Origin of the sequence: Janthinobacterium sp. HH104 (assembly GCF_001758715.1) — a bacterium.
Lineage (GTDB): Bacteria > Pseudomonadota > Gammaproteobacteria > Burkholderiales > Burkholderiaceae_D > Janthinobacterium > Janthinobacterium aestuarii.
In genome coordinates, this window is the sequence record NZ_LRIB01000023.1 from 167,177 (window position 1) to 180,392 (window position 13,216).

The 13,216-nt window shown below is 61.3% G+C and carries 12 protein-coding genes; 1 reads left to right on the top strand and 11 read right to left on the bottom strand.

The window, feature by feature from the left end:
• Window positions 1–88: 88 nt before the first annotated feature.
• Window positions 89–1,303, top strand: coding sequence for an MFS transporter (locus JAB6_RS07945; RefSeq protein ID WP_070302174.1), 1,215 nt, complete (start codon window positions 89–91; stop codon window positions 1,301–1,303).
• Between the two features lie 4 nt (window positions 1,304–1,307).
• Here the strand turns inward: JAB6_RS07945 and JAB6_RS07950 are convergent, their stop codons facing one another.
• The 11 genes from JAB6_RS07950 to nuoL form a co-directional block, all read right to left on the bottom strand.
• Window positions 1,308–1,610, bottom strand: a complete 303-nt coding sequence (locus tag JAB6_RS07950) for a hypothetical protein (RefSeq protein ID WP_070302176.1) — start codon at window positions 1,608–1,610, stop codon at window positions 1,308–1,310.
• 57 nt (window positions 1,611–1,667) lie between these two features.
• On the bottom strand, window positions 1,668–2,843 hold the full coding sequence (locus JAB6_RS07955; RefSeq protein WP_070302178.1) for a PQQ-dependent sugar dehydrogenase: 1,176 nt from the start codon (window positions 2,841–2,843) through the stop codon (window positions 1,668–1,670).
• A 113-nt stretch (window positions 2,844–2,956) separates the two neighbouring features.
• Window positions 2,957–4,948, bottom strand: a complete 1,992-nt coding sequence (locus JAB6_RS07960) for a hypothetical protein (protein ID WP_139143318.1) — start codon at window positions 4,946–4,948, stop codon at window positions 2,957–2,959.
• Between the two features lie 219 nt (window positions 4,949–5,167).
• Window positions 5,168–5,668, bottom strand: a complete 501-nt coding sequence (gene ispF, locus JAB6_RS07965) for a 2-C-methyl-D-erythritol 2,4-cyclodiphosphate synthase (RefSeq protein WP_070302182.1) — start codon at window positions 5,666–5,668, stop codon at window positions 5,168–5,170.
• Between the two features lie 17 nt (window positions 5,669–5,685).
• Window positions 5,686–6,387, bottom strand: coding sequence for a 2-C-methyl-D-erythritol 4-phosphate cytidylyltransferase (gene ispD, locus JAB6_RS07970; RefSeq protein WP_070302184.1), 702 nt, complete (start codon window positions 6,385–6,387; stop codon window positions 5,686–5,688).
• Between the two features lie 12 nt (window positions 6,388–6,399).
• A complete protein-coding gene (locus JAB6_RS07975) occupies window positions 6,400–7,095 on the bottom strand; it encodes a hypothetical protein (RefSeq protein WP_070302317.1) in 696 nt (231 codons plus the stop codon).
• Window positions 7,096–7,103: 8 nt separating this feature from the next.
• Window positions 7,104–7,676 carry an NUDIX domain-containing protein gene (locus JAB6_RS07980; RefSeq protein WP_034749968.1) on the bottom strand — a complete coding sequence of 191 codons (573 nt, stop codon included), beginning with the start codon at window positions 7,674–7,676 and terminating at the stop codon, window positions 7,104–7,106.
• Window positions 7,677–7,733: 57 nt separating this feature from the next.
• Window positions 7,734–8,057 (bottom strand): DUF2818 family protein, encoded by a 324-nt coding sequence (locus JAB6_RS07985; protein ID WP_034749970.1) that lies wholly within the window; start codon window positions 8,055–8,057, stop codon window positions 7,734–7,736.
• Between the two features lie 3 nt (window positions 8,058–8,060).
• A complete protein-coding gene (gene nuoN, locus JAB6_RS07990; RefSeq protein ID WP_070302186.1) occupies window positions 8,061–9,563 on the bottom strand; it encodes an NADH-quinone oxidoreductase subunit NuoN in 1,503 nt (500 codons plus the stop codon).
• A 16-nt stretch (window positions 9,564–9,579) separates the two neighbouring features.
• Entirely contained in the window at window positions 9,580–11,079 is a 1,500-nt protein-coding gene (locus JAB6_RS07995) for an NADH-quinone oxidoreductase subunit M (RefSeq protein WP_070302188.1), read from the bottom strand.
• 29 nt (window positions 11,080–11,108) lie between these two features.
• On the bottom strand, window positions 11,109–13,208 hold the full coding sequence (gene nuoL, locus JAB6_RS08000; protein ID WP_034749978.1) for an NADH-quinone oxidoreductase subunit L: 2,100 nt from the start codon (window positions 13,206–13,208) through the stop codon (window positions 11,109–11,111).
• Window positions 13,209–13,216 lie beyond the last annotated feature (8 nt).

Below are 13,216 nucleotides of genomic sequence, written 5' to 3' on the forward strand. Positions count from 1 at the left end.
CGATCGGTAAAAAATTATGACAACGATGTTCATTTCCAGATATTATATACCGACCGGTTAAAAACCTCCGGGCTTTTCAGGAACCCCTATGCACACACCCTCCAACACTACTGGCGACGATACCACCGTGGCGCCGTGGCTGGCCGTCCTGTCGGTCGGCATCGGCGCTTTCGCCCTCGTCACTTCCGAATTCCTGCCCGTCGGCCTGCTGCCGGCCATGGCCGCCGAACTGGCCATCAGCAAGGGCCAGGCGGGGCTGATGATCACCACGCCCGGCATCGTTGCCGCGTTTGCCGCCATCTTCGTCACCGTCGGCTCGGGCCGCCTTGACCGCCGCATCGTGCTGCTGGCCCTCACCGCCCTGCTGATCGCCTCGAACCTGCTGGTGGCGCTGGCGCCGTCGTATGCGTGGATACTGCTGGGCCGCGCCATGCTGGGCGTGGGCGTGGGCGGCTTCTGGGCCATCGGCAGCGCCATCGGGCCGCGCCTCGTGTCGCCGCAGCATGCGTCGCGCGCCATGTCCATCATCTTCGCCGGCGTCTCGCTGGGTACGGTGGCGGGGGTGCCGGCTGGCGCGCTGGTGGGCGAACTGGTGGGATGGAGAGTCGCTTTCGGCGCGGCCAGCGCCATTGCCGTGCTGGTCTTCATCGGACAGTTGCTGCTGCTGCCCAGGCTGCCGCCGACACAGGCCATCCGCTTGCGCCAGTTGCCGATGATTTTCGGCATCCGCAAAGCCAGGCTGGGCCTGATCGCCACGGCCCTGATCTTCACGGGCCAGTTCGCCGCCTACACGTATATCGCGCCCTTCCTCACGCAAGTGTCGCACCTGGGGGCCGGCACCGTCAGCGCCATGCTGCTCGTGTACGGCGCTTCCGGCTTCATCGGCAACCTCGTGGGCGGCTGGGCCGCCGGCCGCTACGAACGGGCCGCGCTGATGGTGACGGGCGCCGTGCTGGGCTTGTCCACCCTGGCCCTGGCCGCGTTCGGCAGCCATGCACTCACCGCCATGCTGCTGGTGGCCGTGTGGGGCTTCGGTTTCGGCGCCATGCCGATCGCCGTGCAGACGTGGATGTTCAAGGCGGCGCCGCATTTGATGGAAGGCAGCAGCGCGTTGTTTGTCGCTATCGTGCAAGTATCGCTGGCGTCGGGAGCGTTGCTGGGAGGCATGGCCGTCGACCGGCTGGGCGTATCGAGCGCGATGGTGGTCGGTGGCCTGTTCGCCCTCGGCTGCGCCTTGACGATCGCGATCTTCGGCAAGCCGCAAGCCAATGCCAAGGCTGGCGCGGCCTGCGTCGCCTCGTAGAAAATCAGATGCGGCCGCGGCGGAATTCGCCGAGGAATTTCGTCACTTCGGCCGGCGTCATCACGACGTCCGCGTCGCCGTGATATGCATACAGGAAGGGCGTGCCGCCCAAGCGGTCCGTCAGCTTGGCAAACAGTAAAAAACGGCTGCCCAACGGATAGCGCTGCAGGTCGGCCAGGCGGCGTGAACACTGCACGGCCAGCTCGGGTGAGAAAGCCTGGCCAGGCACGGGACGGATTTCCACGTGGCCATCGATGGCGCGCGATTCGACGGCAACGTGCCGGTATGCATAAGTATCACGGGCCATGCCGCCACCTTGAATGAAGTAAAGGCGCCATCTTAAGCGAAGTGGGCGCCTGGCGTGTTACTGCGGCACGATGCGCAGCAAGCGGCCATTGTCTTCATCGGTCAACGCATACAGATAGCCGTCCGGCCCCTGGCGCACGTCGCGCACGCGCGCGCCGATGTCCAGACGGTCCTGCCCCGTCACCTTGCCGCTGGCATCGACGGCGATGCGGCGGATATCCTTGGCCGCCAGGCCGCCGCTGAAGATGCTGCCGCGCCAGGCGGCGATCTTTTCGCCCGTGTAGACGGCCAGCCCCGACGGAGCCGGCGACGGCACCCAGGCCACGCTCGGATTGAGCATGCCCGCCACTTCGTGCTTACCAACTGGCTCATGCGTCTTGTAGTCGGCGCCATAGCTTTGCAAAGGCCAGCCGTAATTACCGCCTGCCGTCACCAGGTTCAGCTCGTCGCCACCATACGGCCCGTGTTCCGTGGCCCACACGCGGCCGGAAACAGGATCGAGCGCCAGGCCCTGCACGTTGCGGTGGCCGTACGACCAGATTTCCGGCAAGGCCCCCTTGGCCGCCAGCGGATTGCCGGGCGCCGGTTTGCCGTCTTCCGTCAGGCGCAGGATGGAGCCCTGATGCGTGGCCAGGTTTTGCGCCTGCTCGCGCGCCAGGCGGTCGCCGATGCGCAGCGGCGGATTGCCGCCATCGGCCACGCTCATCAGCAAAGTGCCGTCCGGCAGCCACAGCAGGCGCGAACCGAAATGCTGACCGCCGCTCTTGTCCGTGGCCACCTTGAACAGGGTCTGGATGCCCGTCACCTTCTTGCCGTCGAACACGCCGCGCACGAGGGTCGTACGGTTGGCGTCGTTGGTGCCCGTCGACACGGTCATGTAGACCCGTGGCGCAGCCTTGCCCGCATCCTGCGGATGAACGACGATATCGAGCAGGCCGCCCTGTCCGCCCGTAAACACCTTGGGCATGCCTTCGAGCGCAACGTCCTCGAACTTTTTGCCGTTAAGCAGATGCAAGGTCCCCTGCTTGCTCGTGACGAGCGCGCGTCCCTCGCCCAGCCAGGCAATACCCCACGGCTGGCGCACGCCCTGCGCGACGGTCTCGGCCTTCCAGCCTTGTCTGGCGGCGGGCGGCTCGCCCGTGGCTTGCGGTTCGGCGTGGGCGGGCATGGCGCAAGCGGCGAAAGCTCCCAGCAGCAGTGCGGTGGCAAGGCGTGTGCGCTTGATGGTTGGCATCGGAAATTCTCCTGTGTCGTCAATGAAAAAAGGCGGCCGGGATGGTCTTTGCCATCGCGCCGCCTTTAAAAATAGCACAGATTACACGGCGGACGCGCCGCCGTCTCATGCGATCAGCGATACACCAGATAGTACTTGGCGCGCGCGGTGCCCTTCTGTGCGCCCCCCGTCTGCACCAGCGCCACTGGGTCGCCAGCGGCCGTGTGGAAGATGCCGATGCCGTAACTTTGTTCGCCGCCAATCACCGGCAGGCTAACACTGCCTGCAGGGAACAGCAGTTCACCGCTATATTTCTTGTAGCTGGTCTGATATACCGTATCGTTGGCTGGATAAGCGTAGTCAAGCGAACTTTCCATCAGCAACACTTCCGCTCTGGCGGGCGAATAACTCATCGCTTGCATGCTGTTGCTGCCGCCGCTGCTGCTTGAACCAAAGGTAAAGCGCCCCATGTATTGCAACGTATCGGTACTAAAGTAGGTACCGTTTGCGGTAAACAACAAATCTTCCTTCGGAGACAGGAAGAACGGTGACGAAATGTAATAGTCGCTATACACAGTGCCGTTGGTGAGGATGGCGTGCGTTTGCGGGTCAATGGTGAAATACGAGAGAGTCGCGTAATTACCCTGCGAGAGAAATGCCTTGTTCTTCGATGCCGCAAACACGCCGCGCAGGGCGCCATAGAAACCGCTATTGCCAAACTCAAGCGAAGGCATCGCCTGTCCCGTACGTGCGTTGATAACAGCAACAGCGGGCCGTGCGTATGAAACAGTCGATTGGCCCGAGAGAAATACCACGCCGGCGTTGGTAACGAATACTTCCGTTTGCATGCCACCGGTGCCGGACGATTTCAACAGGCTCCCCGACACCAGATCAACCAGACTGACCACGCCATCATGCAACACAGCAGCCAGTTTGCCGTCCGGACTCAGATTGAAGGTCTTGACCGCTGTCGGCAGATCAATGCTGGTGGTCGCACCATCGACCGGATTGATGACTTTGATTGTGTACGGCTCCGCAGTCACCACGACCAGGCGGTCAACAGCCTGGCTATAACGCATTTCAACCGGCTTGAACGGCAATGCGACCACGCTCGAAGTCGACGTGACCGCATTGAGCTTCAGGTAAGCGACGGCCGTCTGGCGGCCGTTGCTCACTGTCAGCGACAACACGTAAGCACCAGCCACGTCCGGCGTAAATGCAGGAATCGCCGCCGTCGCTGCACCTACAACGGCAACAGAACCGGACGGACGGGTATCGACCGCCCAGGCATAGCTCAGCGGAGCACCACCCTCGTCATAGCTCAGGATGCCGCTGGTGACCACCGGCTGGCCTATCGGCACCGTTTGCGTGTCGCGGCTGATAACAGCCACCGTACCGCGGATGACGCCGACCGGCGCCTTGTTGGCGGCACTGATCTGGTACACCGTGTCTGCATATGCGCCCTTGCCATCGGTAGTGTGGGCGCGCACTTGGTACATGCCCATCACATCGGGCGAGAAGACGGCGCCTTGTCCCGTGGCATACAGCGTGGACATGCTGTCGACCGGCTTTGTTATCAATTGCCATGTCGTACTGACGACGTCGCCGTCGACATCCGTACTGCCTGAGGCGTCGAGGGCCACGCCAGAACCGACCGACACGGTCAGGGGCGGCTGATTCACTGGCACCGCCGTAAAGGTAGCCCGAATCACAGTGACCGCATTCGGTGGGGTATTGTCGGCAATCACAGTTACGCTCTTGTCTGAGAACGCACCCTTGCTGTCTGTCACACGCAAATTGAATACATAGTTACCCAGTACATCGGGCTTGATACTGAGCTTGGCACCGGTGGGAGTAACGGGCACGTAGGCGCTGCCAGCAGGTTTGGCGACCAGGCTCCAGATATAGCTGAGTACATCGCCTTCCGCATCGCTGCTACCAGACGCATCAAGCACCACATCGGCGCCTGTGGTGGCGGTAGCGTCGGCACCGCTGCTGCCATTGCTGACCGTGCCAGCAAAGTAGACAGCGGCTTTTGGTGCCGTATTGACCGGCGGAGGCGATATAGTATCGTTTCCGCCGCCACCGCCACCACCGCCACCGCCACACCCGGCCAGCATGGCCATGGCCAGCATCCCAACGCCCAACCAGCGCACGACTGGCCCTTGCATACGACTGCGCATATGATTCCGTTCTCTCAATATTCCCGTGGTTATAAGGTGACGTCTTGTCGCGTCCGAAAAAGCGGACAAATATTATCATGACAATAACGTTAAATTTTCACCAAATTTCACTTTAGAAATATTAATTTTCAGGAATCATTGAAACAGCGCTGCCGGGTACGCTCAGGCGCGCAACAGCAAGGCCACGGCTTCGGCCGCGATGCCTTCTTCCCGGCCCAGGTAACCGAGCTTTTCATTCGTCTTGGCCTTGATGTTGACCTGGCTCACACTCACGCCCAGGTCTTCGGCCACGTTGGCGCACATGGCGGCAATATGCGGCGCCATTTTCGGGCGCTGGGCGATGATGGTGGCGTCGATGTTGCCGATCACATAGCCGGTGGCTTGCACGCGGCGCACGGCTTCGCGCAGCAGGGTGCGCGAATCGGCACCCTTGAATTGCGCGTCCGTGTCGGGGAAATGGCGGCCGATGTCGCCCAGGGCGGCCGCGCCGAAGATGGCGTCCGTGATCGCGTGCAGCAGCACGTCCGCATCGGAATGGCCGAGCAAGCCCAGGTGATGGGGGATTTTCACGCCGCCAATGATCAGGTCGCGGTTTTCCACCAGCGCGTGGCAGTCATAGCCCTGGCCGATGCGAAATGGGAGGTCGGGAGTCGTTGGGTTCATGCGGGTCTCTCAGGAATTCAAGGATGGGCCAAATACAGCTCGGCCGTATGTATGTCGCGCGGCAAGGTCACCTTCAGGTTGCGCGGGTGGCCTTCGACGAGCCTGGGCGCTAGGCCCAGCGCTTCGACGGCGCTGGCGTCGTCCGTGATCGCTTGCGGATCGGGCGCTTCGGATAATGCCTTGTGCAGCAAGGCATAGCTGAACATTTGCGGCGTCTGCGCCAGCCACAGGCCGTCGCGCGGCACCGTCTGCGCAGACAGGCCGCCCTGCCCCGCCCGCTTGACGGTGTCGACCACGGGCAAGGCCAGCAAGCCCCCGGCCGCATGCTCACCGACTTCGGTGATGAGCTTTTCGATCAGCGCCGGCGTCAGGCCGGGACGGGCCGCGTCGTGCACCAGCACCTGGTCGTGGGCAGCGATGCCGCCGTGCATGGCGTGCAAGCCATTAAGGATGCTTTCCATGCGCGTGGCGCCGCCGCAGCGCAGCACAGTGACGCCCTGTTCCGGCACGACCGTGTCGATCACGCCATCGTCGGCGCTGACGACGACATAGGTGTGCGCGATCAGGGGGCTGGCGAGAAAGGCGTCGAGCGCATGGCGCAGCATGGGTTTGCCGGCGATGGTTAAATACTGCTTGGGACTGCCCGCTTCCATGCGCGCGCCCACGCCAGCGGCGGGGATCAGCGCAAAGTAGCGGACGGTATTCGGTGCTGCTGTCATGCCATTCCTTGTCTAGTTGGCGGGCGCTGCCTTGCCCGCCAAGATGTTCTGGATTTCTCCTTTGCACGCCTTGCCCAGGCGCGCATATTCTTGTGGAGAATCGATGGCCGCCTGCAAGGTTTCCACCTTGCGCATTTCGGCCTTGATGTACGGCAACCAGCCCGTGTCGATCTCGCGCGCCAGCGCCGCCTTGGCCGTGCCGCTGGGCGCGTACAGGGGCCGCGCCTCAAAGCGTTTGGCCAGCGCCGCGCGCACGGTCTTTTCCACGCGCGGCAAGTGTTCCATATAGGTCTTCATGTGCCGCAGCTCGTGCGCGAGTATCTCATCATACGCGCAAGTGCCGGGGGCAAACTCGCGGCCGATATAGATCACCACGGGCGCATACGTGAGGCTCACGGTAATCTGCGGCGCCACGCATTCATAGCCGCTAGCCGGGTCTTGCAGCATGGGGCCGGCCAGGGCGATGGCCACGCGCGAATCCGTCTTCGTCAAGCCCAGTACCCAGGTGTTGGCGCGCGCCATGCCCTTCATCACCGTCAGGGCCTTGTACGGCAGATGCGTGTCGATGGAATAGCCATTCTGCTGCGTCGTCAGCACGGACACCGTCTTGCTGATCGTGTCTTCGCAGCGCACCTGGAACGGCGTGCGCGCGGCCGCCAGCGTGTCCAGGCTGGCGGCCGCCAGCAGCAGGAAGATTGCCGTGCGCATGCGCTGTATCAGGCCGGCTGCCACACGCCGCTGGTGATCTTGTCGAGCCAGAAGATGCCGATGACGGTTTTCACGTCCGTGATCGTGCCATCCTTGACCCAGTCGAGCAGCTGCGGCACCGTGGCCGTAAATGTCTCGAGGAATTCGCCCTCATCGAGCTGGCGTTCGCCAGCCACGAGTCCGCGCGCCAAAAACAGTTCCAGATGTTCATCGGAATACGCGATGGCGTTGTGGATGGTGGAGACGAATTGCCAGTCGCTGGCCGTGTAGCCCGTCTCTTCCAGCAACTCGCGCTGGGCACACGCCAGGTGCGATTCGCCCGCGTCGATTTTACCGGCCGGGAATTCAATAAAGACCCGGTCCAGTGGATAGCGGTACTGGCGTTCCATCAGCACCGTGCCATCGTCGAGCAGCGGCAGGATGACGACGGCGCCCGGATGCAGGACGAATTCGCGCGCCGTGATCTTGCCGTCCGGCAGGGCAACACGGTCGCGCTGCACGCGCAGGAAGCCGCCTTGGTAGACGAGCTCGCCATCGACCTTGGTTTCAATCAATTGCGTATCAGTGGCTTGGGTATCCATGGAATTCCTTTATTCAATAAAAAACGGCGCCAGAGGCGCCGCTTTCGGTCGTTGTTGCTAACGGCGTTTGCGCAGGTAGCGTCCGACAAAGCCTGGGAAAGCCAGCACCAGGAACAGACATCCGGTGATGGCATAGAACTCCCACGTCTGCGGGAAACCGTTGCCGATGCGCGCTTCGAGCGCGAAGGCCACGGCGCCGACGATGAAGTACAGAATCACCATCTCCAGCAGGCGCAGCGCCAGCGGCTTGCGCCAGCCCTGCTCCGCCTGCGCCGCCTTTTTCAGGGGCACGGCGGCAAACAGTTTCTCGTTCAGGAAAGGCAGGTTGGCGCCCAGGATACCCAGGGCGATCACCAGCCAGCTCGAGACGGTGACATCCATCGGTCAGGACGCCAGGGTCTTGGTGATGGCCGAAGCGCAGGCCGCCAGGATGCTGTTAGGCATCACGCCCAGCGCCAGAACGAACACGCCGTTCAGTGCCAGCACGACGCGCATGTCGCCATGCACGACCAGCGCGTTGGTATCGGTCGGCTCGTCGAACCACATCATTTTCACGACGCGCAGGTAGTAGAAGGCACCGATCAGCGAGAACAGTACGGCGGCGATGGTCAGCCACAGCTGGCCCGTGGCCAGCACGGAAGCGAGCACCGAGTACTTGGCCATGAAGCCCATCAGCGGCGGCACGCCGGCCAGCGAGAACATGAACAGGGTCATCACCAGAGCGAAGATCGGGCTGCGTTTGCCCAGGCCCTTGAAGTCGGCCAGTTCTTCCGCTTCGAAACCACTGCGTGCCAACAACATGATCACGCCGAAGGTACCCAGGGTGGTGAACACGTAGGTGATGACGTAGTACATCGAGGCGCCGTAGGCGGTGGCTGCGCCAGCCGCGTTCAGGGTGTTGTTCGGTGCGTCTACGGTACCGGACAGCAGGCCCAGCAGAACGAAGCCCATTTGCGCGATGGTCGAGTACGCCAACATACGCTTCAGATTCGTTTGCGCGATGGCGGTGAAGTTACCGATGGCCAGCGACATCACGGCCAGCACCAGCAGCATTTGCTGCCAGTCATGCGCCATCGGCAGCAAGCCCTCGCCCAGCAAACGCAGGGTGATGGCAAACGCGGCCAGTTTCGGCGCGCCGCCCAGCAACAGGGTCACGGCCGTTGGCGAACCTTGATACACGTCAGGCACCCACATGTGGAATGGCACGACGCCCAGTTTGAAGGCCAGGCCGGCTACGAGGAACACCAGGCCGAAGACCATGATGGTGCCGTTGGTCTTGCCGTTTTCCAGCGCTACGCGCAGTTCACCCAGATCCAGGGTGCCGGAGGCGCCGTACAGCATCGAGATACCGTACAACATGAAACCGGAAGCCAGCGCGCCCAGGATGAAGTATTTCATGGCCGCTTCCGTGGCCTTGGCATTGTCACGGCGCAGAGCGATCAGCGCGTACAGCGACAGCGACATCAGTTCCAGACCCAGGTAGATGATCAGGAAGTTGTTGGCCGAGATCATGATCATCTGACCCAGCAGTGCAAACAGGGCCAGCACGTAGAACTCGCCGCCCAGGTTGCCCGACAGCATGTTGCGGTCGGTGGCATAGGCACGCGAGTAGATCAGGGTCAGCGCCACGGCGCCGTACGAGAACAGTTTCAGCAGCTGCGACATCGGGTCCGACACGAACATGTTGTGGAACGTGTAGACGGTGGTGCCCGCGTTGAAGTCGCCCACGGTCAGCAAGGCGCAGCCTGCCAAGGTCAGCAGGGACAGCGCATAGGTGATCGAACGCTTCGCCGCAGGCAAGAACATATCGATCAGCAAGAGCGCCGACGTGGCGATCAGCAGAAAGATTTCCGCGTACAGCGGTACCAGATTAGGTGCATTAGTCATGTTATCGGTCTTCTATTTAAGGCAACTTGCTGGTGGCGACATGCTGCAGCAGGTCAGCAACCGAAGTTTGCATCGTGTCGGTGAACGGGGCTGGGTACAGACCCATCACGAGCACGGCGATGGCCAGCACAGCAAGCATGAAGAATTCACGCTTGTTGATGTCGGTCAGTTCGGCCACATGCTTGTTCTTGATCTTGCCGAACACCACGCGCTTGGCCATCCACAGCGAGTACGCCGCGCCCCAGATCAGTGCCGTTGCAGCCAGCAGACCGATCCAGAAGTTGTATTTCACCGCGCCCAGGATCACCATGAACTCGCCGACGAAGCCGGACGTCGCTGGCAGACCACAGTTGGCCATCGAGAACAGTACGAAGAAGGCGGCAAATTTCGGCATGCGGTTCACGACGCCGCCGTAGTCGGCGATGTTGCGGGTATGCATGCGGTCATACAGCACGCCGATGCACAGGAACATCGCGCCGGAGATGAAGCCGTGCGAGACCATCTGCACGATACCGCCCTGCACCGAGATGTCGTTGAACATGAAGAAGCCCAGGGTCACGAAACCCATGTGCGCGATCGACGAATAGGCGACCAGTTTTTTCATGTCGGTTTGCACCAGGGCAACCAGACCGATGTAGATGACGGCGATCAGCGACAAGGCGATCATGAAGCCCGACAGGTAGTGGCTGGCGTCCGGCGTGATCGGCAGCGAAAAACGCAGGAAGCCGTAGGCGCCCAGTTTCAGCATGATGGCGGCCAGCACGGCGGAACCGCCCGTAGGCGCTTCCACGTGGACGTCCGGCAACCACGTGTGAACGGGGAACATCGGCACCTTGACGGCAAACGCCATCAGGAAGGCCAGGAAGATGAAGATCTGTTCGTTCATCGTCAGCTTGAACGCGTGCCAGGCCAGGATGTCGAAGGTGCCCGACACATTGCGCAGGTAGATGATGGCAACGAGGGTCAGCAGCGAACCGAAGAAGGTGTACAGGAAGAACTTGAACGACGCGTACACGCGGTTCGAACCGCCCCAGATACCGATGATGATGAACATCGGGATCAGGGTTGCTTCAAAGAAGAAGTAGAACAGCAAGCCGTCCAGCGCGCAGAACACGCCGATCATCAGGCCCGACAGGATCAGGAAGGAGCCCATGTACTGGGCGATGCGCTTCTCGATCACTTGCCAGGCCGAAATGACGACGATGACCGTGATGAAGGCCGTCAGTGGCACGAACCACAGCGACAGGCCGTCGATACCCAGCGAGTACCAGATATTGAAGGTTGCTATCCACGGTGCTTTTTCGACGAATTGCATGCCGTGTGCGGCGTTGTCGAAATGCTGGATCAGCGGCAAGGTGCACAGCATGCTGAGCACGGCGCCAGCCAGCGACAGCCAGCGGGTAAAGCCCGCTTTGCTGTCACGGCCGAGAGCCAGGATCAGGACGCCGCAAATGATCGGCACCCAGATCGACAGACTCAGGTAAGGAGGTAATGTAGAAATCGTAGACTGCATCATGGTTCTCAGTATTCTTTTATCAGGTCAGCTTACTTAGCGGGCCAGAATGGCAGGAAATAGATCAGGAAGCCCAGCACGCCCAGGATCATCACGAATGCATAGTGATAGATGTAGCCGGTCTGCAGCACTCGCGACAGCGAGGACAGCCAGGCGACGACCTTGGCGCTACCGTTGACCAGCAGGCCATCGATCAGCTTCTTGTCACCGAAGTTCCACAGGCCATTACCCAGCAAGCGGGCACCGCCGGCGAACACGACTTCATTGAACTTGTCCATGTAGTACTTGTTGTCCAGCAGGGTGTGGATCGCGTGGAACTTGGCAAAGAACCAGGCCGGTACACGCGGGTTGACCATGTAGCAGTAGTAGGCTGCCACCACGCCGGACAATGCCAGCCAGAACGGTGCTGTCGACAGGCCATGGATCGCCATCGCCATTGCGCCGTGGAATTCATGCGACAACTCTTCCATTGCTGGATGGTTTTCGCCGACGAAGATCACGCCCTTGAAGAAATCGCCATGCAGCATCGGGCCGATCGTCAGGTAACCGATGATCAGCGACGGGATCGCCAGCATCACCAGAGGGAACCAGACGACGAATGGGGACTCGTGCGGCTTCTGGCCAGGTTCCAGACCGTGGTGCGCGTGGTCGTCTTCCTCTTCCTCGTGATGATCGTCATGTGCATCGCCGTGCGCGCCATGGGCCGCTTTCGGTGCGTGATGGTCGTCGTGACCGTGCGCATGCGCCTGGCCAAAACGTTCCTTGCCATGGAAGACGAGGAAATACATGCGGAACGAGTAGAAGGCGGTGACGAACACGCCAGCCAGCACGGCGAACTGGGCAAAGCCAGCGCCCCAGATGTGCGTCGCTTCGACGGCTTCGATGATGCTGTCTTTCGAGTAGAAACCGGAGAACAGCGGCGTGCCGATCAGGGCCAGCGAACCGACCAATGACGTGATCCACGTGATCGGCATGTACTTGCGCAGGCCGCCCATGTTGCGGATGTCCTGATCGTGGTGCATGCCGATGATGACGGAACCGGCGCCCAGGAACAGCAGTGCCTTGAAGAATGCGTGCGTCATCAGGTGGAACACGGCTACCGAGTACGCGGACGAACCGAGCGCCACGGTCATGTAGCCGAGCTGCGACAGGGTCGAATAAGCAACGACGCGCTTGATGTCGTTCTGGATGATGCCCAGGAAGCCCATGAACAGCGCCGTGATGGAGCCGATCACCAGGATGAAGGACAGTGCCGTGTCGGACAGTTCGAACAGCGGCGACATGCGCGAGACCATGAAGATACCGGCCGTCACCATCGTCGCGGCGTGAATCAGTGCCGAGATCGGGGTAGGACCTTCCATCGAGTCAGGCAGCCACACGTGCAGCGGGAACTGCGCCGATTTGCCCATCGCGCCAATGAACAGGCAGATGCAGGCTACGGTCAGCAGGGCCCAGTCGGTACCTGGCAGGCTCAACAGCGCCAGTTCGTCTTTCTTGGCGAACACTTCCTGGTAGTTCATGGTGCCGGCGTAAGCCAGCAGCAGGCCGATACCGAGGATGAAGCCGAAGTCGCCCACGCGGTTGACGAGGAAAGCCTTCATGTTGGCCACGATCGCCGTCGGACGCTGGTACCAGAAACCGATCAGCAGGTAGGAAACCAGGCCCACGGCTTCCCAACCGAAGAACAGTTGCAGGAAGTTGTTGGCCATGACCAGCATCAGCATCGAGAACGTGAACAGCGAGATGTAGGCGAAGAAGCGGTTGTAGCCTTCGTCGTCCTTCATGTAGCCGATCGTGTAGATGTGCACCATCAGGGAGACGAAGGTGACCACGCACATCATCATCGCCGACAGCGAATCGATCTGGAAGCCCACTTCCATCTTCAGGGTGCCGATCGTCATCCAGTTATAGATCGTGCCATTGAATGTCGCGCCATCCATCACTGCCAGCAGTGTCTGCACGGACAGGATGAACGCAATCAGTACGCCCAGGATCGTCGCGGTATGCGACGTCTTGCGTCCGACCAAATTACCCAGGAACTGGGTGCCAAGCAAGCCTGCAATCGCGGCACCGGCCAGCGGCGCCAGCGGTACGGCAAGAAGGAGGTTAGGGTTGAGGAGTTGCCCCGCCATGATGAACC

Excerpts from the sequence above, each read along its gene's own strand:
- JAB6_RS07945 (WP_070302174.1), top strand. The coding sequence starts at position 89 with ATGCACACACCCTCCAACACTACTGGCGACGATACCACCGTGGCGCCG.
- JAB6_RS07950 (WP_070302176.1), bottom strand. The coding sequence starts at position 1,610 with ATGGCCCGTGATACTTATGCATACCGGCACGTTGCCGTCGAATCGCGC.
- JAB6_RS07955 (WP_070302178.1), bottom strand. The coding sequence starts at position 2,843 with ATGCCAACCATCAAGCGCACACGCCTTGCCACCGCACTGCTGCTGGGA.
- JAB6_RS07960 (WP_139143318.1), bottom strand. The coding sequence starts at position 4,948 with ATGGCCATGCTGGCCGGGTGTGGCGGTGGCGGTGGTGGCGGTGGCGGC.
- ispF (WP_070302182.1), bottom strand. The coding sequence starts at position 5,668 with ATGAACCCAACGACTCCCGACCTCCCATTTCGCATCGGCCAGGGCTAT.
- ispD (WP_070302184.1), bottom strand. The coding sequence starts at position 6,387 with ATGACAGCAGCACCGAATACCGTCCGCTACTTTGCGCTGATCCCCGCC.
- JAB6_RS07975 (WP_070302317.1), bottom strand. The coding sequence starts at position 7,095 with ATGCGCACGGCAATCTTCCTGCTGCTGGCGGCCGCCAGCCTGGACACG.
- JAB6_RS07980 (WP_034749968.1), bottom strand. The coding sequence starts at position 7,676 with ATGGATACCCAAGCCACTGATACGCAATTGATTGAAACCAAGGTCGAT.
- JAB6_RS07985 (WP_034749970.1), bottom strand. The coding sequence starts at position 8,057 with ATGGATGTCACCGTCTCGAGCTGGCTGGTGATCGCCCTGGGTATCCTG.
- nuoN (WP_070302186.1), bottom strand. The coding sequence starts at position 9,563 with ATGACTAATGCACCTAATCTGGTACCGCTGTACGCGGAAATCTTTCTG.
- JAB6_RS07995 (WP_070302188.1), bottom strand. The coding sequence starts at position 11,079 with ATGATGCAGTCTACGATTTCTACATTACCTCCTTACCTGAGTCTGTCG.
- nuoL (WP_034749978.1), bottom strand. The coding sequence starts at position 13,208 with ATGGCGGGGCAACTCCTCAACCCTAACCTCCTTCTTGCCGTACCGCTG.